Below are 24,615 nucleotides of genomic sequence, written 5' to 3'. Positions count from 1 at the left end.
TACAGCCTGTGACGCGGTTGGGAAACCGGGGAGTGCGATCTCGGCAGTTTTGTGACAGCGGGCCTTGCGGGTTTCATGCATCGCCAGCGGCGCGCGATGCGCAGCGCGCCGCCAGGCGCGCTGCCGGGCCCAACGGGGGCGGCGGCATTTACAATGCAGACGCCCCCGGCGGGAGCCTCCCCCAGCATGGGGCGCGGCCACCGTGGCGAAGGCGCAAGATCCGGGTCGCGGCGGCAATGCAGGGGTTGCTAGCCATAGCGGACAGATCAACAACAGGACGATCCCCCATGCCCCAGATCATCGCCATGCCCACCGAAACCGTGCGCGCCTATCAGGCCGGCCAGCCCGACGCCCATGGCCAGACACCGGAACGCGCCACCTCTGACGGCGGTGGCAACCCATGTCGCCACTGCCTGACCTATATCCCCGAGGGGGCCGAGATGCTGATCCTCGCGCATCGCCCCTTTCCCACAGCACAGCCCTATGCAGAAACCGGGCCGATCTTCCTCTGCGCCGATGCTTGCCCCCGGCACGCGGGCCCGGAGATGCCAGAGGTCTTCACCCGTTCCCCCGACTATCTGATCAAGGGATATGGCGCAGACGACCGCATCGTCTACGGCACCGGGATCGTGATCGGCAAGGACCAGATGATGGCGCAGGCCGAAGAGATCTTCGCCGACCCGCGCGTGCGCTACGTCCACATCCGATCCGCACGCAACAACTGCTATCAGGCAAGGATCGAGCGCTGACGCCCTTAGCGCGCGGCAACGAGGCTTAGGCCACTGGCGACGAACACCCCGCCCGTGGCCTTATGCAGCCGGGACATCGCCCGGCGGGACAGTTTCAATTCGCGCACCCAGGCGCCAAGCCCGCAATAAAACGCCGCCACACCAAATGACCCCAGTCCGACCACTGTGACCATCGTGGCCAGCTGTCCAAGTCCTGTGCCTTCCGGTGACAGGAACTGCGGAAACAACGCTGTGAAAAATATGATGGCCTTGGGATTGCTCGCCGCCACGGTGAAGCCGCTGACAAACAGGCGGGCAGAGCTGATGGCGGCTGACCCCATCGCCTCTGCCATATCGACCCGCCGCGCAGCGCTGCGCCACATCTGGATACCGGCCCAGATCAGATAGGCAGCGCCCAGGTATTTCACCACCAGAAACAGGCTCGCGGACCCGGCAAGCACCACCCCCAGCCCGGCAGAGGCTGCAATCGCCTGCAAGATCGACGCCGCTGCATTGCCCAGCGCGGTCCAGATCGACCGCAGCCACCCGCTCCCTGCACCATGGGCAAATGCGATCAGCGTGCTTGGACCGGGAATGAGAGAGACCCCGACAACCGCAGCTGCAAACAGGACGATCTGATGCAAATCCATTCCTAAAATCCCTCTCAGCCAAATACCGAACGCACACCACAGCCGTGCCGCGCCTGATCATTTCAGCGACCTTAAGCGGCGCGAACTCCCGGAGCGAGCGTTCATTGCGCCAGTATGAATCTAGGTCAGCGCCTTGGTCATCGCGTAATTGTGGATCATCACACCGCGCCGTTCAAACTCGCGGCGCCCGGCCTCGGTAAAGCCCTGGCGCAGAAAGAACCGCCGCGCTGCCTCGCTGGCCTCAACATAGAGCGCGGACAGACCAAGATTGCGGGCCTCACCCTCCAGCTGGGTATATAGGTCCGCACCGATGCCCGTGCCGGCCACCTCGGGGGCAAGGTAGAAACAGTCGATGTGGCCGTCGGCCTCCAGCTCGATAAAGCCTTGCGCCACATCCGCCGCATCCGCCGCGACCCAGATACGGCGGCCGTCCTGCGCGCGCTCCAGCACCCGGTCGACCGGGGCGGGTTCCGGGCTCCATGCGGCGCATTGTTCGGGGGTATAATCCCGCGCGCCGACCTGATGCACGGCGGTGTGAAAGATCCGCGCCCAGTCGGCGGCGTCACGGGGTTCAAACGGACGGATCAGCATCAGCGGGACTTTGTCAGTGCGAGGAAAACATCTTCGAGGTCGGCCTCCTCGGTTTTGACGTCCCGAATGGAAATCCCGGCTGCGCGCACCGCCTCCAGCACCGCCTCGGCAGATGTTTCGTTGCTGTGATAGCGCAGCACCACGGCCCCGTCCCCGCGCAGTTCGGCCTCGATCCCCGGCCCTTGTGGCAGGGTCGTGACGGGGGCAGCGGGCTGCACCACCATCGCGCGCGCATCAAGGCGGCCCAGCAGGTTTGCAGTCGAATCCCGCGCCACCACTTCGCCCTGATTGATGATGGCGATCTCGTCGCACATCTCCTGCGCTTCCTCCAGATAATGGGTGGTGAGGATGATGGTCATGCCCTGCGCGTTGAGCTTGCGGACGTTCTCCCACAGCATCTGGCGCAACTCGATGTCGACACCGGCGGTGGGCTCATCCAGCACCAGGATATTGGGGCGATGCACCAGCGCCTTGCCCAACAACAGCCTGCGCCGCATACCGCCCGAGAGCGTGCGGGCATAGGCTTCGGCCTTGTCCTCCAGCCCGATGAGTTTCAGGATGCCGTCGCTGTCGCGCTCGGCCTTCGGCACGCCATACAGGCCCGCCTGCACTTCCAGCGCGCCGCGCGGAGAAAAGAACGGGTCCAGGTTCAATTCCTGCGGCATCACCCCGATCGAGGCGCGGCTCTGGCGTGGGTTTGCATCCTGATCGAACCCCCAGATCGTGACTTTGCCACTGGTTTTCAGCACCAGCCCCGCAAGGATATTGATCAGCGTCGACTTGCCCGCGCCATTCGGCCCCAAGAGGCCAAACACCGATCCACGCGGCACGGTGAGGTCGATCCCCTTCAGTGCCTGCTTTTCGGGCTGGCCCTTGCGGCCCTTGTAGGTCTTGCGCAAGGCTTCAATTCGGATTGCCTCGTCAGTCATCGCGGCTCTTGCCCCCGGTATTTCCATGGCTCATAAAGCCCCTAACGCATTAGCCAGAGGATCGCCAGCGATGACCATAGAAGCGCCGGAAACCAAGATCGTGGACAGCTACCGCGTCGCCTGCGACGGCAGCGAAGGCGCGCTTGGCCACCCGCGGGTCTATCTGCAAATCCCCGAGGACAGCGGGTTTGTCGAATGCCCCTATTGCGACTGCAAATACATCCACCGGGATTTTGAGGGCAAAGTCGCCTGAACCAGGCTTGCCCGCGCTTTTGATCCGCGCCCGGGTTCGCTAGTCTGCCGGATATGGCAGAGCTGTTGATCGTATATCACTCCCGCACCGGCGGCAGCCGGCAGATGGCCGAGGCCGCACATGCAGGCGCTTCGGGCGAAGGGTCCGCACGTCTGGTCCGCGCCGAGGAGGCCGAGCCGGAGGATTTGCTGGCGGCAAGCGGCTATCTGTTCTGCGCGCCGGAAAACCTCGCGGCGCTGTCCGGCGCGATGAAGGAATTCTTTGATCGCTGCTACTATCCGGTGCTGGGACAGATCGAGGCGCGCCCCTATGCGCAGATGATCTGTGCCGGGTCGGATGGCGAGAACGCCGCGCGGCAACTGGCACGGATCGCGCAGGGCTGGCGGCTGAAGCCGGTGCAGGAGCCGCTGATTATCTGCACCCACGCACAGACGCCCGAGGCGATTCTGGCCGACAAGGTGATCCCCGAGGATGAATTGCAGATGTGCCGCGATTTGGGGCAGGCCATGGCGGCTGGTCTCGCGATGGGCATGTTCTGAGGGATGCCCCGGTCCGACCGACAGGTCGGACAGCCCCCGACCCTCCCCGTCAAACCGCAGGTTTGCCTCATGCAAAACGGGAGGGGGCTGTCCTATTGCGTCCCTCAACCCTGCCGATCAGCCCCCCAATCCCAAACTCCAATTGCCCTTGGCCCCCGGATCATTGATAACCCAGAAACAGAACACGAACGATTTCCCGAGAAGGAGCGCGACGGTCATGAGCGGAACGCAATTCGGCAAAGGCTGCCATCTTCACCTGATCGATGGCTCCGCCTTCATCTTTCGCGCCTACCACGCGCTGCCGCCGCTGACGCGCAAATCCGACGGGCTGCCGATCGGTGCGGTCTCGGGGTTCTGCAACATGCTGTTCAAACAGGTCGAGGACAACAAGGGCCCCGACGCGCCCACCCATGTGGCGGTGATCTTCGACCATTCGGGCAAGTCGTTCCGCAATGACATGTACGATCTCTATAAGGCCAACCGCCCCCCCGCGCCCGAGGATCTGGTGCCGCAATTCCCGCTGACGCGCGAGGCCACCCGCGCCTTCAACATCGCCTGCAAGGAAATCGAAGGTTTCGAGGCCGACGACATCATCGCCACATTGGCCTGTCAGGCGCGCGAGGCCGGGGGCCGCGTCACCATCATCTCGTCCGACAAGGACCTGATGCAGCTGGTCGGCGACGGGGTCGAAATGCTCGACGCGATGAAGAACAAGCGCATCGACAGCGATGGCGTGCGCGAGAAATTCGGCGTCGGCCCCGACCGGGTGGTGGATGTGCAGGCGCTTGCCGGTGACTCGGTCGACAACGTGCCCGGCGCGCCCGGCATCGGCATCAAGACCGCCGCGCTGCTGATCAACGAGTTCGGCTCGCTGGAGGATCTGCTGGACCGCGCCGAGGAGATCAAACAGCCCAAGCGCCGCCAGACCCTGGTGGAAAAACGCGATCAGATCGAAATGTCCAAACGCCTCGTGCAGCTGGATTGCGACATGGAACTGGACTTCACCCTCGACGATCTGGAAGTGCGCGACCCGGACGCGGAAACGCTCCTGGGCTTCCTCGCCGAGATGGAATTCCGCACCCTGTCCAAGCGGATGGCCGACCAGCTGGGCCGCGAGGCCCCGACCATCCCCGAAGCCCCCTCCGCCGCGGCCGCCGCGCTGGAGCTGCCCGAGGCGCCGGGCTTTGACAGTGCCGAATATACCACCGTGCGCGACGCCGAGACGCTGCAGCAGTGGATCGACCTCATTCGCGACCACGGCTATGTCGCGGTGGATACCGAGACCACCGGCCTCAACGAGATGATCGCCGATCTGGTCGGCATCTGCCTCTGCGTGGTGCCCGGGCAGGCCTGCTATGTGCCGCTCACGCATAAGGCGGGCAATTCCGACGATCTGTTTGGCTCTGACGATCTGGCCGAGGGGCAGATGCCACTGGCGCAGGCGCTGGAGATGCTGAAACCGGTTCTGGAGGATGACGCCATCCTCAAGATCGGCCAGAACATGAAATACGACGCCAAGATCTTTGCCCGCAACGGCATCGACGTGGCCCCGATCGACGACACCATGCTGTTGTCCTACGCGCTGCATGGCGGCATGCACGGGCATGGCATGGACACGCTGTCGGAACGCTACCTCGATCACCAGCCGATCCCGATCAAATCGCTGCTGGGCAGCGGCAAATCCGCGATCACCTTTGATCGGGTGCCGATCGACGACGCCACGCCCTATGCCGCCGAGGACGCCGACATCACCCTGCGCCTCTGGCAGCAGTTCAAACCGCAATTGCACCAGAAACAGGTGACCACGGTCTACGAGACGCTGGAACGTCCGCTGGTGCCGGTGCTGGCGCAGATGGAACAACATGGCATCAAGGTGGACCGCGACACGCTGAGCCGGATGTCGAATGCGTTTTCGCAAAAGATGGCAGCACTTGAGGCCGAGATCCACGCGCTTGCGGGCGAAAGCTTCAACGTCGGCTCGCCCAAACAGCTGGGCGAGATCCTCTTTGACAAGCTGTCCCTACCGGGCGGTAAGAAAGGCAAGACCGGGGCCTATGCCACCGGCGCCGACATCCTGGAGGATCTGGCAACCGAGCATGAACTGCCCGCCCGTGTGCTGGACTGGCGGCAGCTGTCGAAACTGAAATCCACCTATACCGACGCCTTGCAGGAACATATCCACCCGGAGACGGGCCGGGTGCATACCTCGTATTTGCAGACCGGGGCCAACACCGGGCGTCTGGCCTCGACCGACCCCAACCTACAGAACATCCCCGTGCGCAGCGAGGAAGGCCGCCGCATCCGCGAGGCCTTTGTCGCCGAAGAGGGCAATGTGCTCCTGTCGCTCGACTACAGCCAGATCGAGCTGCGCATTCTGGCCCATGTGGCGGGAATCGACGCGCTGAAACAGGCCTTTGCCGATGGTCACGACATTCACGCCATGACCGCCTCCGAGGTCTTTGACGTGCCGCTGGCGGAGATGACCCCGGAGATCCGCCGCAAGGCCAAGGCGATCAATTTCGGGGTGATCTACGGCATCTCGGGCTTTGGTCTGGCGCGCAACCTGCGCATCCCGCGCGGCGAGGCGCAGGGTTTCATCGACCGCTATTTCGAGCGCTTCCCCGGCATTCGCCAGTATATGGACGACACGGTGAATTTCGCCAAGGACCACGGCTATGTGCAGACGCTGTTTGGCCGCAAGATCCACACGCCGGAGATCGCCGCCAAGGGGCCGCGCGCAAGCTTTGCCAAACGGGCGGCGATCAACGCGCCGATTCAGGGCACCGCCGCCGATGTGATCCGCCGCGCCATGGTGCGGATGCCGGATGCGATTGCGCATCTGCCCGCCCGCATGCTGTTGCAGGTGCACGATGAATTGCTATTTGAAGTGCCGGAGGATCACGTGGACGAAACCATTTCGGTCGCCCGCGAGATCATGGAAGGCGCTGCCGATCCGGCGGTGCATATGGACGTGAAACTGGTGGTGGACGCCGGTCGCGGCCAGAACTGGGCCGAGGCGCATTAACGCGCGCTCTGGCCCGTTTCAGACAAAGCCCTTCCCGGCGGGCGCCCGACGTGGCCGCCGGTTTTTGACCAAACCAATTGGACGACCCGTTTTGAAACCGATCATCTTGACCGCAACGCTGGCGGCGCTGACCGCCTGTGCCCATCACATCGACCCGCAGGTCACCGCCTATAACGGCGACAGCGTCACCATTGCCACCAAACAGAAATTCAAACGCCACTGGGCGCTGAAAGTGGCCCGGGAGGAGGCCGACCGCGTCTGCCGCGCCGGTCAGGGCAAACGCGCCGAACATGCCTCGACCGAGACCGACCGCGCCCGTGGCCGCAATCTGGACCTGTTCCTCTGCTTGCAGTGACCGGTCGCGCCAATACGCCCTGCGCCGCGCCAGCGGCGCCGGGCCCAACGCCCGCAGATCATCTGTGATGATCGCACGGGGGGCGGGAGCGCCCCCTGCCTGCAACAGTGCCCCCCCCGGAACACAGCGCAAACGCAGATCCCGCCGCCGCGCCCGTCGATCAAACAGCAACCGCTCGGCCAGATCACATCGTGGGGTTCAGGCCGCCTCCAGGCTTCGCATCCAGCTCAGGCTGTCCTCGGTCCGCGGCGTGCTGGGGGTATATTCGGCGCTGACCCAGCCCTGATAGCCACTGGCGTCAATCGCCGCAAAAAGCGCGTCGAAATCCAGCGGCCCGTTGCCCGGTTCGCAGCGCGAGGGTGCGGCCGCAAACTGCACATGGGTGGCGCGATCTCCAAAGGTCTCCCAGACCTTGAGCGCATCGCCGTGGATCAGCTGCGCGTGGTAGGCATCAAACTGCAGGGTCACATTCTCGCGGTCCACCTCGTCGAGGATCTCCACCGCGAGGTTGTAATCATCAAGGAAATAGCCCGGAAAATCGCCGCTGTTCAGCGGCTCGATGGTGAACTGCTGCTGCGGCGCCGAATCCGCCGCCGCCCGCAGGTTCTGCACAAAGGTCTCGCGCGCCGCCGCGCCCTTGGCCGGGCCTGCCATCACATGGATGCGCCCGGCCTTCAGCATGTCGGCATAGCGCAGCACCCGGCGGATGTCGCGCTGGAACCGGTCGGCCAGCTCCGGCACCGCCGCATAGCCGGGATCGCCGCCGGTGTAATTCGGCGGTGGCGCATTGATCAGCAGCAGATCCAGCCCGTTGGCCAGCAGCGCGCGCTGGGTTTCCTTGGCCGCAAACTCATAGGGAAACAGCACCTCCACCGCCTCGAACCCTGCGGCGGCCGCGGCCGAAAACCGGTCCAGATAGGGAAGCTCCGCAAAGAGCATGGATAGATTGGCCGCGAATCTTGGCATTCTCACCTCCTGCTGCACGCGTGCAGTCCGGACCCGAAGTGTAGCACATTCCGCCACCGGGCGTGCGCGGGTTTTAATTTAACTTTGAACTGCATCTGCTCTGTCGAGGCCTGATATGCCGCGCCGCCACGCAGAAGAAAACGGGTTGTTTTGTGCAATTTTAATGGCCTTCCTGCCGCCGCACCGCGCGGGGGCAGCGATGGCGCTGCCACCCTCAGTTCGGCCAGTCTGCCGAGGCGCGCAGCTGTCGGCAAGAGTCCGATCCGGGGGGTGCGAGGTCAGGCGGACTCCAGCCCATCTTCTGGCAGGATCGCAAAGAACCGCCCGCCCGACCACAGGCCAAACCAGCCGTCGTGGATCTCGCCGCGCTCCATCAGCCGGTAAAAACTCTTGCGGTCGATCAGCGCCTCCAGCCCGGCCCGCACATGCACATAGGGCGACGGCTCTCCGGTGTCGGGGTCCTGCTCGACCCGGATCGCGTTCTCCGCTCCTGCGGCGCTGCGGTCGCCGACCTGGGTGACAAAGGTCAGGACCTGATCCCGGCCGCTGCCGTCGACCTCGAAATCCACCGCCACAAAGGGCGCATCCTCCACCGTGATGCCGACCTTTTCCACCGGGGTCACCAGGTAATAGCGGCCCTCTTCCAGCTTCAGAATCGACGAAAACAGCCGGACCAGTTCAACGCGGTTGATCGGCGAGCCGAGATAACTCCAGCTGCCGTCGCGATGAATGCGGATGTCGAGGTCGCCGCAATAGGGCGGGTTCCACAAATGCACGGGCGGCAATCCGCCTTTGCCAGCGGCTTTTGCGCTGGCTTCAAGGCCCTTTGCCGTCGGGGTCACAGCTTTTTGTCCACTCATTCGTTTTGCCATTCCATCTGCGCGCGATACACTCAGACCATATAAGCCCACGGAAAGGGAAGTCATGAGCGAAGCACAGGATCTGTTGTCCGACATCGAAGCGCTGGAAGCAAAGCTGCAAGAGGCGCGCGCCTCGATCACCCGCCGCTTCATCGGGCAGGAACGCGTGGTGGACCTGACGCTGGCGACGCTCTTGTGCGGCGGCCACGGGCTGCTGATCGGCCTGCCGGGCCTCGGCAAGACCCGGCTGGTCGAAGCGCTGTCGACGGTGATGGGGCTGCGGGGGAATCGGGTGCAGTTCACCCCCGACCTGATGCCCGCCGATATTCTCGGCTCCGAGGTGCTGGATACCGCACCCGACGGCACCCGCGCCTTTCGCTTTGTGCAGGGGCCGATCTTCTGCCAGCTTTTGATGGCGGATGAGATCAACCGCGCCTCGCCGCGGACGCAATCGGCGCTGTTGCAGGCGATGCAGGAAAAGACCGTGACCGTCGCCGGGGCGGATCGCCCGCTGGAGGCGCCGTTTCACGTGCTGGCCACCCAGAACCCGATCGAGCAGGAGGGCACCTACCCCCTGCCCGAAGCGCAGCTGGACCGGTTCCTGTTGCAGATCGACGTGCACTACCCGGATCGCGACACCGAGCGCGACATCCTGCTGGCCACCACCGGGGTCGCCGAGGACGAGGCGCATCAGGTGTTCACCGCCGAGGAGCTGGTCGCCGCCCAGACCCTGCTGCGGCGCATGCCGGTGGGCGAGTCGGTGGTCGAGGTGATCCTCGACCTGGTGCGCGCCTTCCGCCCGCAGGAGGCCGGGGTCAGCGACCGGGTTGCCCAGACCGTGGCCTGGGGGCCGGGACCGCGCGCAGCACAGGCGCTGATGCTGGCGGTGCGGGCCCGCGCCCTGTTGCAGGGACGCCTCGCCCCCAGTGCCGAGGATGTGATCGACATGGCCCGCCCGGTGCTCAGCCACCGCATGCAGCTCAGCTTTGCCGCCCGCGCCCGCGGCGACAGCCTGGCGGATCTGATCGACGAGACCGCCGCCACCCTGATCCGGACCGAGGCCGCCGCGTGAGCCATCCTGCCACCTCTCGCGATCTGGCCGCCCGGGGCCCCGCAGGCCAGATCCGCAGCCGCGCCGAAGAGGCCGCCAGCGTGCTGCCGCCCCTGCTGGTGCAGGCGCAGCAGCTCGCCGGGGCGGTGCTGCTGGGCGAACACGGGCGCCGGCGTTCCGGCGTGGGCGATGACTTCTGGCAATACCGCCCGGTGCAGCAGGGCGACAGCCGTCGCATGATCGACCACCGCCGCTCTGCCCGGGGCGATCAGCAATTCGTGCGCGAGCGGGAATGGCAGATTGCGCAGACCGTGCATCTGTGGGTCGATCAGGGGCAGTCGATGCGCTTTGCCTCCACCGCCGACCTGCCGCAGAAGATCGACCGCGCCCGTCTGCTGGCGCTGGCGACGGCGGTGCTGATGGTGCGCGGCGGCGAACGGGTCGGGCTGACCGGCGGGGTGCTGCCGCCCCGGCGCGGCAATATGCAGATCCTGCGACTGGCGGAGCATTTCACCACCCACGACGACACCGCCTATGCCCCGCCGGAACATCGGGCGCTGATCCCGCATGCCCGGGCGCTGTTCATCTCGGATTTCCTCGGCCCTTTCGAGGAGCTGGAAATCGCCCTCAGCAAGGCCGCCGACCGGGGCCTGCGCGGGGTGCTGTTGCAGGTGCTGGACCCGAGCGAGGAGCAGTTTCCCTTTGCCGGGCGCACCCGGTTCGAAGGGCCCGGCGACGGCGTCACCCATGAAACGCTCAAGGCGGCGGCCCTGCGCGACCGCTATCTGGAGCGGCTGGCAGAGCGCCGCGACGCCCTGGCGCGCCTGTGCCACGCCGCGGGCTGGACCTTTGGCCTGCACCACAGCGGCGAGAGCGCCCAGGCCGGGTTGTTGTGGCTTTATCACGCATTGGAGCGGCGCCAATGACCATGATCGCGGGCATAGGGTTTGCCAGCCCCTGGCTGCTGCTGGGGCTGTTGGTGCTGCCGCTTCTCTGGCTGCTGCTGCGGGCGATCCCGCCGGCTCCAAAACGGCAACTGTTCCCCGCCGTGCGGCTGCTGCTGGGGCTGAAGGATGACGAGAGCCTGTCGGATCGCACCCCCTGGTGGCTGCTGCTGCTGCGGATGCTGGCGGTGGCGGCGGCGATCATCGGCCTGTCCGGGCCGGTGCTGAACCCGGCGCAGGACCGGAGCGGCAGCGGGCCGCTCCTCGTGGTGATGGACGCGGGCTGGGGCGGCGCGCCGCACTGGCAGCAGAACCGCACCCAGATCGAGGAAGCGCTGGCCGAAGCCGGGCGCGCGGGCCGCCCGGTGGCGCTGTTGCGCCTGACCGCGCCGGAGCCGGTGCAGTTCCTCGCCGCCGGACGCTGGGAGCGCCAGCTGCCGGGTCTCACCCCGGCGCCCTGGGTCGCCGCGCCGGATCAGGTGCAAGCGGCACAGGAGCTGATCGCCGGGGTCGAGGGCGGCTTTGACACCCTGTGGCTGAGCGATGGCCTCGCCATGCCGGGGCGGGCGGATCTGGTCGCCGCCCTGGCCGAGCGCGGCGATATCGAGGTCTACGAAAGCGGCGCGCCGGTGGTCGGGCTGCTGCCCGCCACCTATGAGGACGGCGCCATTGTCCTGCGGGCCCTGCGCAGCGGTGCCGGGCTGGCGCAGGACCTGACGGTGCAGGCGCTGGGGCCGGATCCGAACGGCGTCGAACGGGCGCTGGCGGCGGCGACGCTGCGCTTTGAACCCGGCGCCACCCAGGCCGAGGCGCAACTGGCGCTGCCGATGGAGCTGCGCGCCCGCATCAGCCGGTTCGAAGTGCTCGAAACCCGGTCGGCGGGGGCGGTCTCGCTGACCGATGACCGGCTGCGGCGGCGCGAGGTGGCGCTGATCTCGGCCCAGAGCAGCGACGAGGGGCTGGCGCTGTTGTCGCCGCTGCACTACCTGCGCCAGGCGCTGGAACCGACGGCGGAGCTGCTGGAAGGTGCGCTGACCGATCTGCTGCCCGCCAACCCGGATGTGGTGGTGCTGGCCGATGTGGCCCGGCTTGCCCCGGCGCAGGAAGAGGCGCTGGTCGACTGGGTGGATCAGGGCGGGCTGCTGTTGCGGTTTGCCGGGCCGCGGCTGGCGGCCAGCGACACCGCCCGCGACACCGAAGAGCCGCTGATGCCGGTGCGCCTGCGGATCGGCGGGCGCAGCATCGGCGGCGCCATGAGCTGGGGTGAACCCAAGGCGCTGGCGCCCTTTACCGAAGGCTCGCCCTTTTACGGGCTGGAGATCCCGCCGGATGTGACGGTCAGTTCGCAGGTGATGGCGCAGCCCGACCCGGAGCTGGCCAGCCGCGTGGTGGCGGAATTGAGCGACGGCACCCCGCTGGTCACCCGCAAGCCATTGGGACAGGGACAGGTGATCCTGTTCCATGTCACCGCCAACGCGGAATGGAGCACGCTGCCGCTGTCGGGCCTGTTTGTCGACATGCTGGAACGGCTGGCGGTGTCCTCGGCGGCCAAACCACCCGCAGCAGAAGATCTGGAGGGCACCACCTGGCAGGCGGCCGAGGTTCTGGACGGGTTTGGCCGTCTCAGCGATGCGGATACGCTCGGCGGTGTCGCCGGGCCGGATCTGGTCGCCGCCGCAGCCGGGCCGGACGTGCAGCCCGGGCTCTATACCAGCGGCAGCCGCGCCTATGCCCGCAATGTGCTGCGGGACGGTGATGAGATCAAGCCCGCCACATGGCCCACTTCGGTGCCGGTGCTGCGCTATGAAGGCGCGGAGGAGCGCCCGCTGGGTGGCCTCATGCTGAGCGCGGCGCTGGTGCTCATGGCGGTGGATGTCCTGGCGGCCCTCGTGGTCTCCGGCCTGTGGTCGCCCGCGCGGATCGCCAGCCTCGTCCTGGCCGCGGGCCTTGCGTCGGCGCTGATCGCGACAGGCCCCCCCGCGGTGCGCGCACAGGAACAGGCACAGGCCCAGGAACAAGCGCAGCGGGGCGCACCCGCAGCCACCGCCAGCCCGACCGAGCTGACATCCGAGCTGACCCTGGCCCATGTGCTGACCGGCGATGCGCAGGTGGACCGGGTGGCACAGGAAGGCCTGCGCGGGCTCAGCAACGTGCTGGCCCTGCGCACCTCGGTAGAGCCGGCAGCCCCCCACGGCGTAGACCTCGAAGCCGATGAGCTGGCGTTCTTTCCCTTCCTCTACTGGCCGGTGACAGAGGCGCAGCCGCTGCCCTCCTCGGCGGCCTACAGCAAGCTGAACGCCTATCTGCGCACCGGCGGCATGATCCTCTTTGACACCCGCGATGCCGATCTGGCGTTGGCCGGGGCCACCAGCGGCGCGGCGCGGCGCCTGCAACAGCTGGCGCTGCCGCTGGACATCCCGCCGCTGGAACCGCTGCCCGCCGATCACGTGCTGACCCGGGCCTTCTACCTGTTGCAGGATTTTCCCGGCCGTCACCCGCGCGGCGAGATCTGGGTCGAGGCCGCGCCGCCGGATGCGGAGCAGGTCGAGGGCCTGCCCTTCCGCAACCTCAACGACGGGGTGACTCCGGTGGTGATCGGCGGCAACGACTGGGCCGCCGCCTGGGCGGTGGATCAGAACAACGCGCCGCTCTATCCGGTCGGGCGCGGGTTCTCCGGCGAACGCCAGCGGGAGCTGGCGCGGCGGTTCGGTGTCAACCTGCTGATGCATGTGCTCACCGGCAACTACAAATCCGACCAGGTCCATGTGCCTGCGCTGCTCGACCGTCTGGGGCAGTAACCGCATGCAACACCCTGATCCCGTGGCGCAAGGAGCCCAGCCGCAATGACGCAAACGATCCTCTTCGACCCGCTGGTGCCCTGGGCGCTGGTTGCCGGGCTTGCGGCGCTGAGCCTTCTTGCGTTGGGGCTGGCGATCTGGCGGCGCCTGTCGGGCTGGGCGCTGCGGGCGGCGGCGGCGCTGGTGCTGCTGGCAGCCCTTTCGGGTCCGGTGATCCAGGTCGAGGACCGCAGCCCGCTCAGCGACATTGTCATCGTGGCGGAGGACCACACGGCGAGCCAGGGGCTGTCGGACCGGCCCGAACAGATGGCCACGGCCCGCGCGGAGCTGGAGGCAGCACTGGCCGCCCGCCCCAATACCGAGGTGCGCTGGATCACGGTCGAGGACAGCCCCGATGATGGCGGCACCCAGCTGATGGACGCGCTGTCGCGGGCGCTGGCGGATGAGCCGCGCGCCCGGGTCGCCGGGCTGATCGCGCTGTCGGACGGGCAGGTGCACGACATGGCCCGCAGCCCCGATCTGCCAGCGCCGCTGCATCTGTTGATGACCGGCCGCGCAGAGGACTGGGACCGCCGCCTGATCGTCAGGAATGCGCCTTCCTTCGGCATCATCGGCGAGCCGATGACCCTGACCCTGCGGGTGGAGGACCAGGGCGCCGCGCCTGCGGGGGCGCGGCTGACCGACCTGCAGATCTCCATCGATGGCGGCCCGGCGCAGAGCTTTCGCCTGCCGGTGGGGGTGGATTTCGACCTGCCGCTGACCCTGCCCCATGGCGGCCGCAACGTGGTGGAGTTCCGCGTCCCCGAGGCCGAGGGCGAGCTGACCGCGCGCAACAATGCCGCCCTGTTGCAGATCAACGGGGTGCGCGACCGGCTGCGGGTGCTGCTGGTCTCCGGCGCGCCGCACCCCGGCGGGCGCACCTGGCGCAACCTGCTGAAGTCCGACAGCGCCGTCGATCTGGTGCATTTCACCATTCTGCGCCCTCCGGAAAAGCAGGATGGCGTGCCGGTGGACGAGCTATCACTGATCGCCTTCCCGACGCGGGAGCTGTTCCTGGAGAAGATCGAGGATTTCGACCTCATCATCTTTGACCGCTACAAGCGGCGCGGCATCCTGCCGGCGATCTATCTGGACAATGTCGCCAATTACGTGCGCGGCGGTGGCGCGGTGCTGGTCGCGGCAGGGCCGGATTTTGCCAGCGCCGACAGTATCTTTCGCACGCCGCTGGCCGAGGTGCTGCCGGCCCGTCCCTCGGCCCGCGTGCTGGAGGAACCCTATCGCCCCGCCATCAGCGAGACCGGCCTGCAACACCCGGTCACCGCCGAGCTGACCGGCGCCGAGGACTGGGGCCGCTGGATGCGGCAGGTGGAGCTGGAGACCACCGGCGGCGATACATTGATGCGCGGCATCGGCACCCGGCCGCTGCTGACCCTGGACCGGGTCGAGGAGGGGCGCGTGGCGCTGCTGGCCTCGGACCACGCCTGGCTCTGGAGCCGCGGCTATGAGGGCGGCGGGCCACAGCTGGAGCTGCTGCGCCGCCTCGCCCACTGGATGATGAAGGAACCGGAACTGGAAGAGGAGGTTCTGACCGCCGAGGCCACCGGCCAGCGCATGCGCATCCAGCGGCGCACCCTCGGCGATCGCGTCGGCCCGGTGACCGTGACCGCCCCGGATGGCAGCACCTCCGAGGTCCGCCTGCGCGAGCTCCGCCCCGGGCTCTGGGTCGGGCGCTACGAGAGCGACCAGATCGGGTTGTATCACCTGGAGGAAGGCGACGAACGCGCGGTGATCGGCCTTGGCCCCGCCGCACCGCGGGAGTTCGAGCAGACGATCGCCACCGCACGCGTGATGGAGCCTCTGGTGCAAAGCCTGCGCGGCGGTGCGATGGCGCTCGAAGACGGTATGCCCTCGCTGCGCAACATCCGCGAGGGGCGTCCTGCGGCGGGGCGCGGCTGGATCGGGCTGGTGCCGCGCGGCGCTTATGAAACCACGGCGGTGACCCAGTCGCCGGTGCTGCCGTCCTGGCTCTTGCTGCTGCTGGCGGCGGGGCTGATGATCGGGGCCTGGCTGCGCGAGGGGCGCAGCTAGACGGATCCACCGTCCCGGCCCGGTGGTTGCGCCTGATCCGTGATCGCCTGCCGGGATCCTGCATGGTTTCTGCAAGGTTTCCGCATCAAGGCCAGCGCCGACGCTGCCTGCTGTGACCGTCACGCCGTCCGGGGGCGCTCCCGCCCAGGCTTGAGATCTGGCGATCTCATCGCCCGGTTGGGCCGCGCGCCGCGCCAAAGGCGCGGCGCGGGTCGCATCGGGCAAAGCCCGATGCGAAACCTCTCATGCCAACGATCCCCGCGCACATCCTCGCATCAGGACGTCGACCCGAAGGTCACCGCAACCTGCGGATCACCAGGCAGCCCCTCATAGGTGACCGTGGCAGCACCATGAAGATCGGCGGGCGGCACCAGAGCGCCGAAGGATCCGACCGACACCAGATCGCCGGCCTTGAAGGTCACGCCGGCGGCGTGCAGCCACAGGATCGTTTCGGCGGGATGTCCCAACACCGCCGAGCCGGGTGCGGAGACCACCACCCGCCCCTGCGCATCCCGCAGCGTGACCTGCATCTGCGCCAGGGCAGCGGTCAGCTGCGGCACCTCCGCGACCTCGATCTCCGCGCCCAAGACACCAAGGCGCGCCCCGACCCCCATTGCAGTGATCGTCTCCGCCGTCATCGGCTCTCCGGGCGCGAGAGCGAGGTCCGGCAATTCGATGAAGGGGCGGATGCGGCTTATGTTCTCCATCACCTCCTCCGGCGTGGTGGCCCAGTTGACCGCGGCATCCCCGATCTCCAGGATCAGATCCGCCTCCACCATCGGCACCGCACCCCAGGGGACCGGCACCGTCGCGCCGCTCGGCACCATCATATCGCGATAGAGCACGCCACGCACCGGCGCCTCGGCGCCAAAGCGCGCCTGCGCGGGCGGGCTGGTCAGCCCGGCCTTGTAGCCGATCACCGGCCCCATGTGCGCCGAGAGGGCTTCACTCAGCCGCGCCTGCGTACAGAGCGCATCCACCATGCTCCCCTCCGCGCCCAGGGCCACGGTTGGCGTGAACGCCATGTAGTCCGATACGAAGCGCGCAACCTCCTCTGCGCTGGCACAATCGGCCCGCGCCCGCAGCGGTGTCACCGCCGCAATCGCCGCCACCGTTGCGATCAGGGCCAGCCGCCCTGCTGGTTGCCTCAGCCGCCTCTTCTGCATGCCTTACCCTCTCTCCTCGATTTCCACCGTCACCCGCGCAGATTGCCCATCCGCATCGATCACCACAAGCGTGGCGTGGCCCGGCCCGGGGCTCGGCAGGTCGAGATCACGGGACCGCAGACCCCGGGCCACCGGCAGACCGTTGGCCAGCACCGTAAACGGCAACCGTCCCCCGCGCAGCTTCAGCGCCAGACGGCCCTCCACCAGCGCCAGCCGGGCGCGGGCGGGCGGGAAGACCACCTCCGGCGCCCCAGCCCCCGCGTCGGAAAACACCGCGTCCCGCGCCCGGAACCGCTGCAAGGGCTGCGGCAACTCGGCCGAGGCAAGCACCAGCGCATTGGGCGGTGGCGGCGCCAACGGGGTCAGGTCGGGCTTCAACGCGGCAAAGGCCTCAAACAGAACCGGCGCTGCCAGTTCCGCGCCAAAGACGCCCGGCACCGGGGTGCCATCCGCCCGTCCCAGCCAGACGCCGATCACATGCTGACCGTCCCAGCCCACGGCCCAGGCATCCCGATGCCCGTAGGAGGTGCCGGTCTTGTAGGGCAGAACGCCCGCCCGGGCGCCGCGCGGCACCGGCACATCGCGCAGGATGTTGCCAAGATACCAAGCCGCAACAGGGGAGATCACCTGCGGGGTTCGGTCGCTGCCCTCGCCTGCCTGAACCGTCAGCTGTGGTCCCGCGCCCCCTGCTGCCAGCACCGCATACATTTGCACCAGATCCTGCAGGCTGACGCCAACACCCCCCAGGCTCACCGCCAGCCCCGCCTTGCCGCCGGGCAGCTGTGGCTGCACTCCCGCCTGCCGCATCGCCGCCATCAACCGCGAGGGGCCAAGCGCCTCCGTCAGCATCACCACCGGCGTATTGAGCGACATCTGCAACGCGTCGCGGACCCGGACATCACCCCGAAACGCCCCGTCGAAATTCTCCGGCGCGTAGCCGCCAAAGGACACCGGCGCGTCGCGGATCAGCGTATCGGGATGCGCCAGCCCCTCGTCAAAGGCGAGGCCGTAGACCAGCGGTTTCAGGGTCGAACCGGGCGAACGGGTGGCCGTCACCATATCGACAAAGCCGCGCCGCGCCGCATTGGTATAGTCCGGTGCGCCGATCCGGGCGAGGACCTCGCCTGTGCGGTGATCCGCCACGATCATCGCTGCACCAAGCCGCGGCCCTGCCGCCGTCACCCGCCGGTACAGCACCGCCTGCAGCCGCGCCTGCAGATCGGCGTCCAGCGTCACGTCAAACCGCGCCTGCGCCGGCGACGCGCTCCGCAGCGCATCGCCCAGATGTGGCGCCAGCAGGGGGAACGGGCGGCGGCTGTCCGGCACCCGCGCCTGCGCCGCCTGATGTGCGACCTGTGCCGACAGCACCCCGGCCTCCCGGCTGCGCTGCAACACCCGCGCCCGTGCGGAGCGTGCTGCACCTACCGAACGGTCAGGGCGGCGTATTTCCGGCGCTTGCGGCAGCGCCACCAGCAAGGCTGCCTCGGCGGCGGTCAGGCGGTGCGGTTCCTTGCCGAACCAGGCAAAGCTCGCCGCCCGCACCCCTTCGAGATTGCCGCCAAAGGGCGCATGGGTCAGATAGAGCGCCAGGATCTCCGGTTTCGACAGCTGCCGCTCCAGCGCCAGCGCCACCCGGATCTGGCGCAGCTTGCCCGCCCAGCGCCCGGTGGAGCCATCCTCCAGCAACCGCGCCACCTGCATGGTCAGGGTGGAGCCGCCGGACACCGTGCGCCCGTGCCACAGGGCCTGCCCGGCCGCGCGCAGCATCGCCAGCGGATCCACTCCGATGTGGGTGTCAAACCGCTTGTCCTCATATGCGCGCAGCATCTGCAGATAGGTCGCGTCCACATCCTCGACCCGCACCGCCATGCGCCAGATGCCATCCGCCACCGGATAGGCCCGCAGCAGGCGCCCATTGCGGTCGCGCAGCTCGACAGAGGTGTCCGCAAGCGTCTGAGGAAGCACCGTCGCATCGACCCACCGATCAAGCGCCTGGGCGGTGAGCGCCCCCACAACAAGCAGCAACAGCAGCGGCGTTCTGACGCCCGCCAGCCATCGCCACTGGGGGCGCAACGCGCCCCCGCCTGACCGTTCGGTCAGGCCGCGCCCGGCCCTGGCAGGGGCCGGGCGCCCCCGCCATCGGCGCCGACGCAGCAGCACCCTGCCGGGGCGATCTGCCCGTGTCATTCGACCTGCAACCGTCCCGCCGCCGTGTTGGCGCGATAGGCCGGGCGATACATGTCCTCGACCGAGGCCGCCGGATGGTGGAAATCACCGGGGCTGACCGCGCGGACCATATAGGCCAGCGTGATCGGATCATCCCCCCGCGAGGTCACCGCCGCGAGGAACCGATCAGAGCGGAACTCCACGTGATCGGCCTCCCAGAGGCTGAGCCAGTCCAGTTCGCGCAGGTCACCGGAGCGCAGCAGGTTGGGATTGTCGATCTCCAGCCCCGCCGGCAGCGGATCATTGACCATCAGCCGCGCGCCGATCTCCTCTTGCGGCAAAACCCGTAGCACCGTCACCAGCCGGGTGCCGACCGCGACCGAGGCCAGATCCACCGGCTCCCCTTCCAAGGTGTAATACTCCCGCGTCAGGGCAAAGCCGTAGCCACGCGCCGCCGGGGGCACGACAGGCACGCCGATGCGGGTCAGGGTGATGTCGGTGCTGCGCCCGGAGGTCGCAGTGATCGACAGATCCGCCGGGCTATCACCCTGCATCACCTCGACAAAGGCTCCGGTGACTGGCTGGCCATTGACCCGCAGACCGGAGTCTTCGGGATTGTCCACCAGCGCCTGCGCCGCCATCAGACTCCAAGCGGCTTCCTGGGTGGAGCGATAGCCCTCACCGCCCGCGACCCGCGCCGTGAGGTAGTCGCGATTGACCGCCGCGCTGCCGGCCTCCACCGCCAGCGCCAGGACAGCCGCCGAGTCGCGCAGCTGGGTGCCGTAATCGACCCGCAACAGCGGCTGTTCCGCGCCCTGTCCGGCGATCATCTGCGCCGCGCGGGCAAACATCCTGTCCGCCCGGCGCTGGTCGCCATAGGCCGCGAGTGCGGCCCCCAGTTGCGCCGCGCCCATCGGGGTGGAGAAGGCCTCGGCCTTCACATCCGCATAATACCGCAGATCGCCCATCGCCGCTGCGCCCTCGCGCGCCAGCACCAGCAGCGCATAGGCCACGTCCTCGCCACCGCTGTCGAAATCCGGCGCGTAGTTCAGCCGGTTGCGCAGATTGTCCATGGCGCGAGCAAAGGCCTGATCAGGCACCATATAGCCTTTGGCCCGGGCCCGGCTGAGGAAGTCAGAGGCATAGGCATCCAGCCACAAATCGCCGCTCTCGGCGCGCCAGAGGCCAAAGGCGCCATTGGCGGCCTGCCGGGTCAGCACCTTTCGGATGGCACCGTTGATGCGCGCGTCCACCTTGGGGCCATCACCCAGACCGGCAGCCTCGGCCACCGACGACAGATAGAGCAGCGGCAGCGCCTTCGACGTCACCTGTTCGGTGCAGCCATAGGGGTAGCCGTCTAGCTGCGACAGCAGCCCCGGCACGTCGAATTTGGCCAGCGGCCCCGCCGACATCACGGCGCGGGCGGAGCCGGGGCGCAGCCCCGCAAACACATCCGCGTTGAACAGGAAGCTGTCGCCACCCGCCAGCGAGAAACGCCGGGTTTCCGAGACCTCGGGATCATTGGCGCGCACCGGCAGGCGCAGGGTCTGGTCCAGCATCTCGCCGCCGGGTGTGGTCAGGCTCAGACGCACCTCCGGATCGCCCACGGCCTCTGCCGTGACCGGAAGTTCCAGCAGCACCCGGCCCTGTTCGGTGAGCGTCACCGAAGGCGGCAGCGCGCCCAGTTGCAGCCCGGACCCGATCACCTCGGCCGCCAGACCGATCTCACCCGCAGGCCCATCGGCATGGGTGATGTCGAGGCGGATGCGGCTCTGATCGCCGGGCGCCAGGAAGCGCGGCAGTGAGGCGGTCAGCACCACCGGATCGCGCACGATCATGTCGGCCTCCGCCTGCCCGACCGAGCGGTCAGTCCACGCCACGGCCATCAGCCGCACGGTGCCGTTGAAGTCCGGCAGATCGATGGGCAGGGTCACGCTGCCATCGTCCCCAACCCGCACTGCACCGTGGAAGACCGACATCAGATCCTGCGTCGGCGGCGGGGACTGGAATTGCGCCCCAAGCCCGGCATCGCCGCCGGAGCGCACCCGTCCCAGCGCGCCATTGCCGGGATCGATGAGGCGGCCATAGATGTCGCGCAGTTCCATCCCCAGACGCCGCTGACCGTGGAAATAGCCGACGGGATCGGGGCTCTGAAAGCCGGTGAGGTTGAGGATACCGACATCAACGGCGGCCAGAGTCAGCCAGACCTCCTCGCCCGCCTTGGCCCCGGCGACCTCTACCGTCGCCGCGACCGTCTGGCGGGGGCGGGTGACCTCGGGGGTGTTGATCGTGACATCCAACTCCTGCCCCGGCTGGGTCGCTGCGGCATGCGCGATGCCCAGCGCCCGGGTCGGTGTGCGGCCCTGCCGACTGGCGACGGGCTGCACGACAGAGGCGGTCACATAGGCGCCGCTGCCCCAGTCCGATGTGACCTCAAGCGGGATCACGTTCTCGCCTGCCGTCACCTCGACCGCTTGCCGGTGGATCAGCTCGCTGCCCATGACGGAGATCAGCGCGGTGCCCGCCGCTTGCGGCACGATCCGCAGGCGGGCGGTGTCGCCGGGGGTGTAGCTTTGGCCATCCAGCGACAGTTCCAGACGATCCGGGGTCTGCGCGTCGGAGGCGGGCACATACCAACCGGCGTAGAAATCCTGCGCAGCGGTCACGTAGTCGCCATCCAGACGTTCCACCACCAGCTCGTAGCGCCCCCAGTCCACCGGCGCGGTGACTGCCACCGGATCGCCGCCCAGCATCGCCTCGCCCGAGGCCACGCGGGTGCGGCGGGTGATCGGCTCCCACTGCCAGTCGCCATAGAGCTGATACCACTGGTAGCGCGTCTCGACCCGGTTCAGCACCCATTGCACCTGCATCGGGGCGGGGGTGAGATCCGGTGCCAGCGAGATCAGCTCGAACCCGGCCTCGGTGCCCTCGGCCACCACGTCATCGGCAAACTGCGTCTTGATCCCGATCACAGGGGTCGCAGGCTGCACCGGCACGGTCAATTCACGCTCGACCGGGCGCGCGGAGCCATCCGAGAGCCGCGTGCGCAGGCGGGCCTCAAGCGGCAGACCCGCTGCCTGCACCTCGGGCAAATCACCAACCGCGACGGACTGGCCATCGGCGCCGGTGTCCTCGCCGCTGAAGTAGCGGGTCTGGCGGTTGGTTTCCGCATCATAGCGCCCAAAGCGATAGCCGGGCCAATCGGCCAGCTGCCGCACCGGGGCGAGAGAGACATCACCCTCGACGCTCAGACCAGCGCCGGGTGCGCCAAACAGGAATCGCGCGTCGATATCGACGACCAGCTGACCGCCGGGGCGCAGGCCCGCGACATCACGAATGTCCTGTTCAAAATCGATCCGCTCGGGCAGGAAATCCTCGACCAGTACGGTTTGCCGCGCCAGCGGCTCCGCCTTGGGGTCGGCATAGATCTCGATCGCCCAGGAGCCGCGCGGCACGCTGTCGCCCACGGGCAGGGCATAGACATGACCGCCTGCATCGCCGCCTTCGGAGATGTGGCGCGAATATTCCACCCCGTCGGGGCGTTTCAGCACCGCGATCAGCGGCAGGCCCTCGATGGCCTGCGCACGGGGATCGCGCGACAGGGCGGTGACGTTGATGGTTTCACCGGCACGATAAGCACCCCGATCCGTGGTCAGGAAGACATCAACCGGGCCGGGCGCGGGACGGCCCTCGACACCACGGTCCGACAGATCAAAGGCGGCATCGCGCAGCGACAGGAAGGCAAAGTCCTCCTCTCCGGCGCGCGCCAGCAGCATTGCGGGCGCAGCACTACCGGCGCCCCGGGTCAGCCCCGGTGCAAAATGCGCATAGCCGGTGGCATCGCTGGTGCTGCGGGCAATCACCGCGTTGGCCTCCGAGATCAGCTCGACCTCGACACCGGCGCGGGCCTTGGCGTCCGACAGGCCCTGCACCTGCACATGCAACCCATCGGCCCCGGACATGGAGCTGAGGCCCAGATCCGTCAGCACAAACCACTGCATCGCCGCCGGGCTGTCATAGGGATCGGCCCCCGGCACAGAGGCGCTGAGCGCATAGATGCCCACGGGTTGATCGGCCAGCACATCGTCCAGCGGCAGGCGGGTGGTCATGTCGCGGTTCAACGCCTGCTGCACCTCGGCGGTGCCGGTCCAGAGTTCCTCTGCCACTGTGGCGTCGAAATTCTCGCTCTGCCATTGGTTCAGCGGGCGGGCAAACAGGTCCTCCTGCATGCTGCGCAAGAGGTTGCGGTCGCTGATGCGGGAGAGTTTCAGATCGAGCTTGTCGACATTGACCGTCTCCACCGGCAGGGCGGTCACATCGCTGCGCGCCAGCACATAGGCGCGGCCCGGAAAGCGCACCGAAGGGCTGCGGTCGCGGATGTAGTGGCTGAGGTCCACATCCTTGATCAGCGCCTCGCCATTGGCGGCTGGAAGACCGCGGCGCAGGGTGACCCGCAGATGCTGGCCATGGGTCAGGCCGGTGAGACAGAGCTCCTGCCCCGAGGCCTCGACCGCAAGGCCCTCGGCCTCGGATTTAAGATAGTCGCCATAGGTGACGCCGGTCTTGGCCAGATCCTCGGAGAAGACGATGCACATACGCGGGTCGGCGCTGTCGGCCTCAACCCGGGTGTCGCTGACCCGAAAGCCGTATTTCGCCACCGCACGATCCAGCAGATCGGCGATGTCCTGACGCGGCGCGATGTCCTGTGCCAGGCGCAGCACGGAGACCATATCGCGGCCCCGGCCCAGTTTCTCGAGCGCCAGACCGGCCTCGCTGAGGGCGGTGGCCTGCAAGGGGGCGGCATCCGCACGCAGATAGCCGTTCAGCGCCGCCGCAACGGACTCGGCCCGAAGGCGACGAGTCTCGCTGCTGCTGTCGCTGGGCATGGCGCGCAGATAGCGGGCATAGTCCACCCAGAGATCCGGCGCATCGCTCAGCGCCACCGCCTCGCCCATCCAGCGCGCCGCAAGGGTGGCGTTGTTGCCGGCAAAGAACTGCCCGGCCCCATCCACCAGCGTGTCGAGGGGTTGGCCGCTCAGCGGGTAGCGGGTGCCGATCTCCTCTGCGAGCCTGCGCGCCGCGTTCAGATCCGTGCGACCGGACAGCGACAGCCGCGCCGCACGCTCTGCCGCGCGCGCCGCCAATCCCGCGTCCACCGGAAGCTTGCGCACGCTCAGGGCGCCGACAAACCCCGAAGGGTCGCGCAGCTCGGATTTCGGGAAACAGGCATTGGATTTGGTGTTATAGACAAAGCCGGCGCAGGCGTCCTGCGTGGCGCAGGCCTGTTGGCAGGCTGACAGCGAGGTGTCGAACAAGGCCTGCAGGTCGGCGCCAAAATGATCGGTATCCGGCTGCGTCACAAACCGCATCTGCGGCAGCGGGGCATCGTCAGCGCCCTGCGCAGACACCGCAAGGCCTAAAGTATTCGAAAAAATAAAAGTCAATAAAATCAAAAGGCGCCGCATGGAATCCTCCCTGTCACCAGCTAGAAGCTGACACGCGATTA

General features: G+C 67.7%; 17 protein-coding genes. 9 read left to right on the top strand and 8 right to left on the bottom strand.

Annotation, left to right across the window (positions count from 1 at the left end; translation table 11 throughout):
• Nucleotides 1–287: 287 nt before the first annotated feature.
• Nucleotides 288–749, top strand: coding sequence for a DUF1203 domain-containing protein (locus tag MHM97_RS20500; RefSeq protein ID WP_239325068.1), 462 nt, complete (start codon nt 288–290; stop codon nt 747–749).
• Nucleotides 750–754: 5 nt separating this feature from the next.
• On the opposite strand, the gene MHM97_RS20495 is transcribed toward MHM97_RS20500, so the two are convergent.
• The 3 genes from MHM97_RS20495 to MHM97_RS20485 all read right to left on the bottom strand — a co-directional run bounded on the left by MHM97_RS20495 (nt 755) and on the right by MHM97_RS20485 (nt 2,898).
• Nucleotides 755–1,378 (bottom strand): LysE family translocator, encoded by a 624-nt coding sequence (locus tag MHM97_RS20495; protein WP_239325067.1) that lies wholly within the window; start codon nt 1,376–1,378, stop codon nt 755–757.
• A 120-nt stretch (nt 1,379–1,498) separates the two neighbouring features.
• On the bottom strand, nt 1,499–1,969 hold the full coding sequence (locus tag MHM97_RS20490; RefSeq protein ID WP_239325066.1) for a GNAT family N-acetyltransferase: 471 nt from the start codon (nt 1,967–1,969) through the stop codon (nt 1,499–1,501).
• On the bottom strand, nt 1,969–2,898 hold the full coding sequence (locus tag MHM97_RS20485) for an ABC transporter ATP-binding protein (protein WP_239325065.1): 930 nt from the start codon (nt 2,896–2,898) through the stop codon (nt 1,969–1,971). Before MHM97_RS20485 ends, MHM97_RS20490 begins: the two co-directional genes overlap by 1 nt.
• Before the next feature lie 70 nt (nt 2,899–2,968).
• Here MHM97_RS20485 and MHM97_RS20480 point away from each other — a divergent pair, with 70 nt between their 5' ends.
• The 4 genes from MHM97_RS20480 (at nt 2,969) to MHM97_RS20465 (ending at nt 7,070) form a co-directional block, all read left to right on the top strand.
• Nucleotides 2,969–3,151, top strand: coding sequence for a zinc-finger domain-containing protein (locus MHM97_RS20480; protein WP_005679955.1), 183 nt, complete (start codon nt 2,969–2,971; stop codon nt 3,149–3,151).
• A gap of 53 nt (nt 3,152–3,204) precedes the next feature.
• Nucleotides 3,205–3,690 (top strand): flavodoxin family protein, encoded by a 486-nt coding sequence (locus MHM97_RS20475; RefSeq protein WP_239325063.1) that lies wholly within the window; start codon nt 3,205–3,207, stop codon nt 3,688–3,690.
• Nucleotides 3,691–3,907: 217 nt separating this feature from the next.
• Entirely contained in the window at nt 3,908–6,715 is a 2,808-nt protein-coding gene (gene polA / locus MHM97_RS20470; protein WP_239325061.1) for a DNA polymerase I, read from the top strand.
• Between the two features lie 91 nt (nt 6,716–6,806).
• The gene (locus MHM97_RS20465) at nt 6,807–7,070 is read left to right on the top strand and encodes a hypothetical protein (RefSeq protein ID WP_239325059.1); all 264 of its coding nucleotides are present in this window, start codon (nt 6,807–6,809) and stop codon (nt 7,068–7,070) included.
• Nucleotides 7,071–7,268: 198 nt separating this feature from the next.
• Here MHM97_RS20465 and MHM97_RS20460 read toward each other — a convergent pair whose 3' ends face one another.
• On the bottom strand, nt 7,269–8,036 hold the full coding sequence (locus MHM97_RS20460) for a hydroxypyruvate isomerase family protein (protein ID WP_239325057.1): 768 nt from the start codon (nt 8,034–8,036) through the stop codon (nt 7,269–7,271).
• Between the two features lie 278 nt (nt 8,037–8,314).
• Nucleotides 8,315–8,896 (bottom strand): DUF1285 domain-containing protein, encoded by a 582-nt coding sequence (locus MHM97_RS20455; RefSeq protein WP_239325055.1) that lies wholly within the window; start codon nt 8,894–8,896, stop codon nt 8,315–8,317.
• Nucleotides 8,897–8,960: 64 nt separating this feature from the next.
• Between MHM97_RS20455 and MHM97_RS20450 the strand changes: the two genes are divergently transcribed.
• The 4 genes from MHM97_RS20450 to MHM97_RS20435 are packed head-to-tail and all read left to right on the top strand — an operon-like array spanning nt 8,961 to nt 15,777.
• Nucleotides 8,961–9,968, top strand: coding sequence for an AAA family ATPase (locus MHM97_RS20450; RefSeq protein WP_239325053.1), 1,008 nt, complete (start codon nt 8,961–8,963; stop codon nt 9,966–9,968).
• A complete protein-coding gene (locus tag MHM97_RS20445) occupies nt 9,965–10,873 on the top strand; it encodes a DUF58 domain-containing protein (protein ID WP_239325051.1) in 909 nt (302 codons plus the stop codon). The genes MHM97_RS20450 and MHM97_RS20445 overlap by 4 nt, the downstream gene beginning before the upstream one ends.
• A complete protein-coding gene (locus MHM97_RS20440) occupies nt 10,870–13,689 on the top strand; it encodes a DUF4159 domain-containing protein (RefSeq protein ID WP_239325048.1) in 2,820 nt (939 codons plus the stop codon). The genes MHM97_RS20445 and MHM97_RS20440 overlap by 4 nt, the downstream gene beginning before the upstream one ends.
• A 45-nt stretch (nt 13,690–13,734) precedes the next feature.
• A complete protein-coding gene (locus MHM97_RS20435) occupies nt 13,735–15,777 on the top strand; it encodes a hypothetical protein (protein WP_239325045.1) in 2,043 nt (680 codons plus the stop codon).
• 275 nt (nt 15,778–16,052) lie between these two features.
• Here MHM97_RS20435 and MHM97_RS20430 read toward each other — a convergent pair whose 3' ends face one another.
• Genes MHM97_RS20430 through MHM97_RS20420 form a run of 3 tightly spaced genes read right to left on the bottom strand, consistent with a single transcriptional unit; the run spans nt 16,053 to nt 24,574 of the window.
• Nucleotides 16,053–16,943, bottom strand: a complete 891-nt coding sequence (locus tag MHM97_RS20430) for a 2-keto-4-pentenoate hydratase (protein ID WP_239325042.1) — start codon at nt 16,941–16,943, stop codon at nt 16,053–16,055.
• Nucleotides 16,944–16,946: 3 nt separating this feature from the next.
• Complete coding sequence (gene pbpC, locus MHM97_RS20425) at nt 16,947–19,130, bottom strand: penicillin-binding protein 1C (protein ID WP_239325040.1); 2,184 nt, start codon at nt 19,128–19,130, stop codon at nt 16,947–16,949.
• The gene (locus MHM97_RS20420; RefSeq protein WP_239325036.1) at nt 19,127–24,574 is read right to left on the bottom strand and encodes an alpha-2-macroglobulin family protein; all 5,448 of its coding nucleotides are present in this window, start codon (nt 24,572–24,574) and stop codon (nt 19,127–19,129) included. Before MHM97_RS20420 ends, pbpC begins: the two co-directional genes overlap by 4 nt.
• Nucleotides 24,575–24,615: the final 41 nt, after the last annotated feature.

Source organism: Epibacterium sp. Ofav1-8 (assembly GCF_022348185.1).
Taxonomy (GTDB): Bacteria; Pseudomonadota; Alphaproteobacteria; order Rhodobacterales; family Rhodobacteraceae; genus Epibacterium.
The sequence above is the reverse complement of the archived record's forward strand: the minus strand, read 5'-3'. Positions and strand labels throughout refer to the sequence as shown.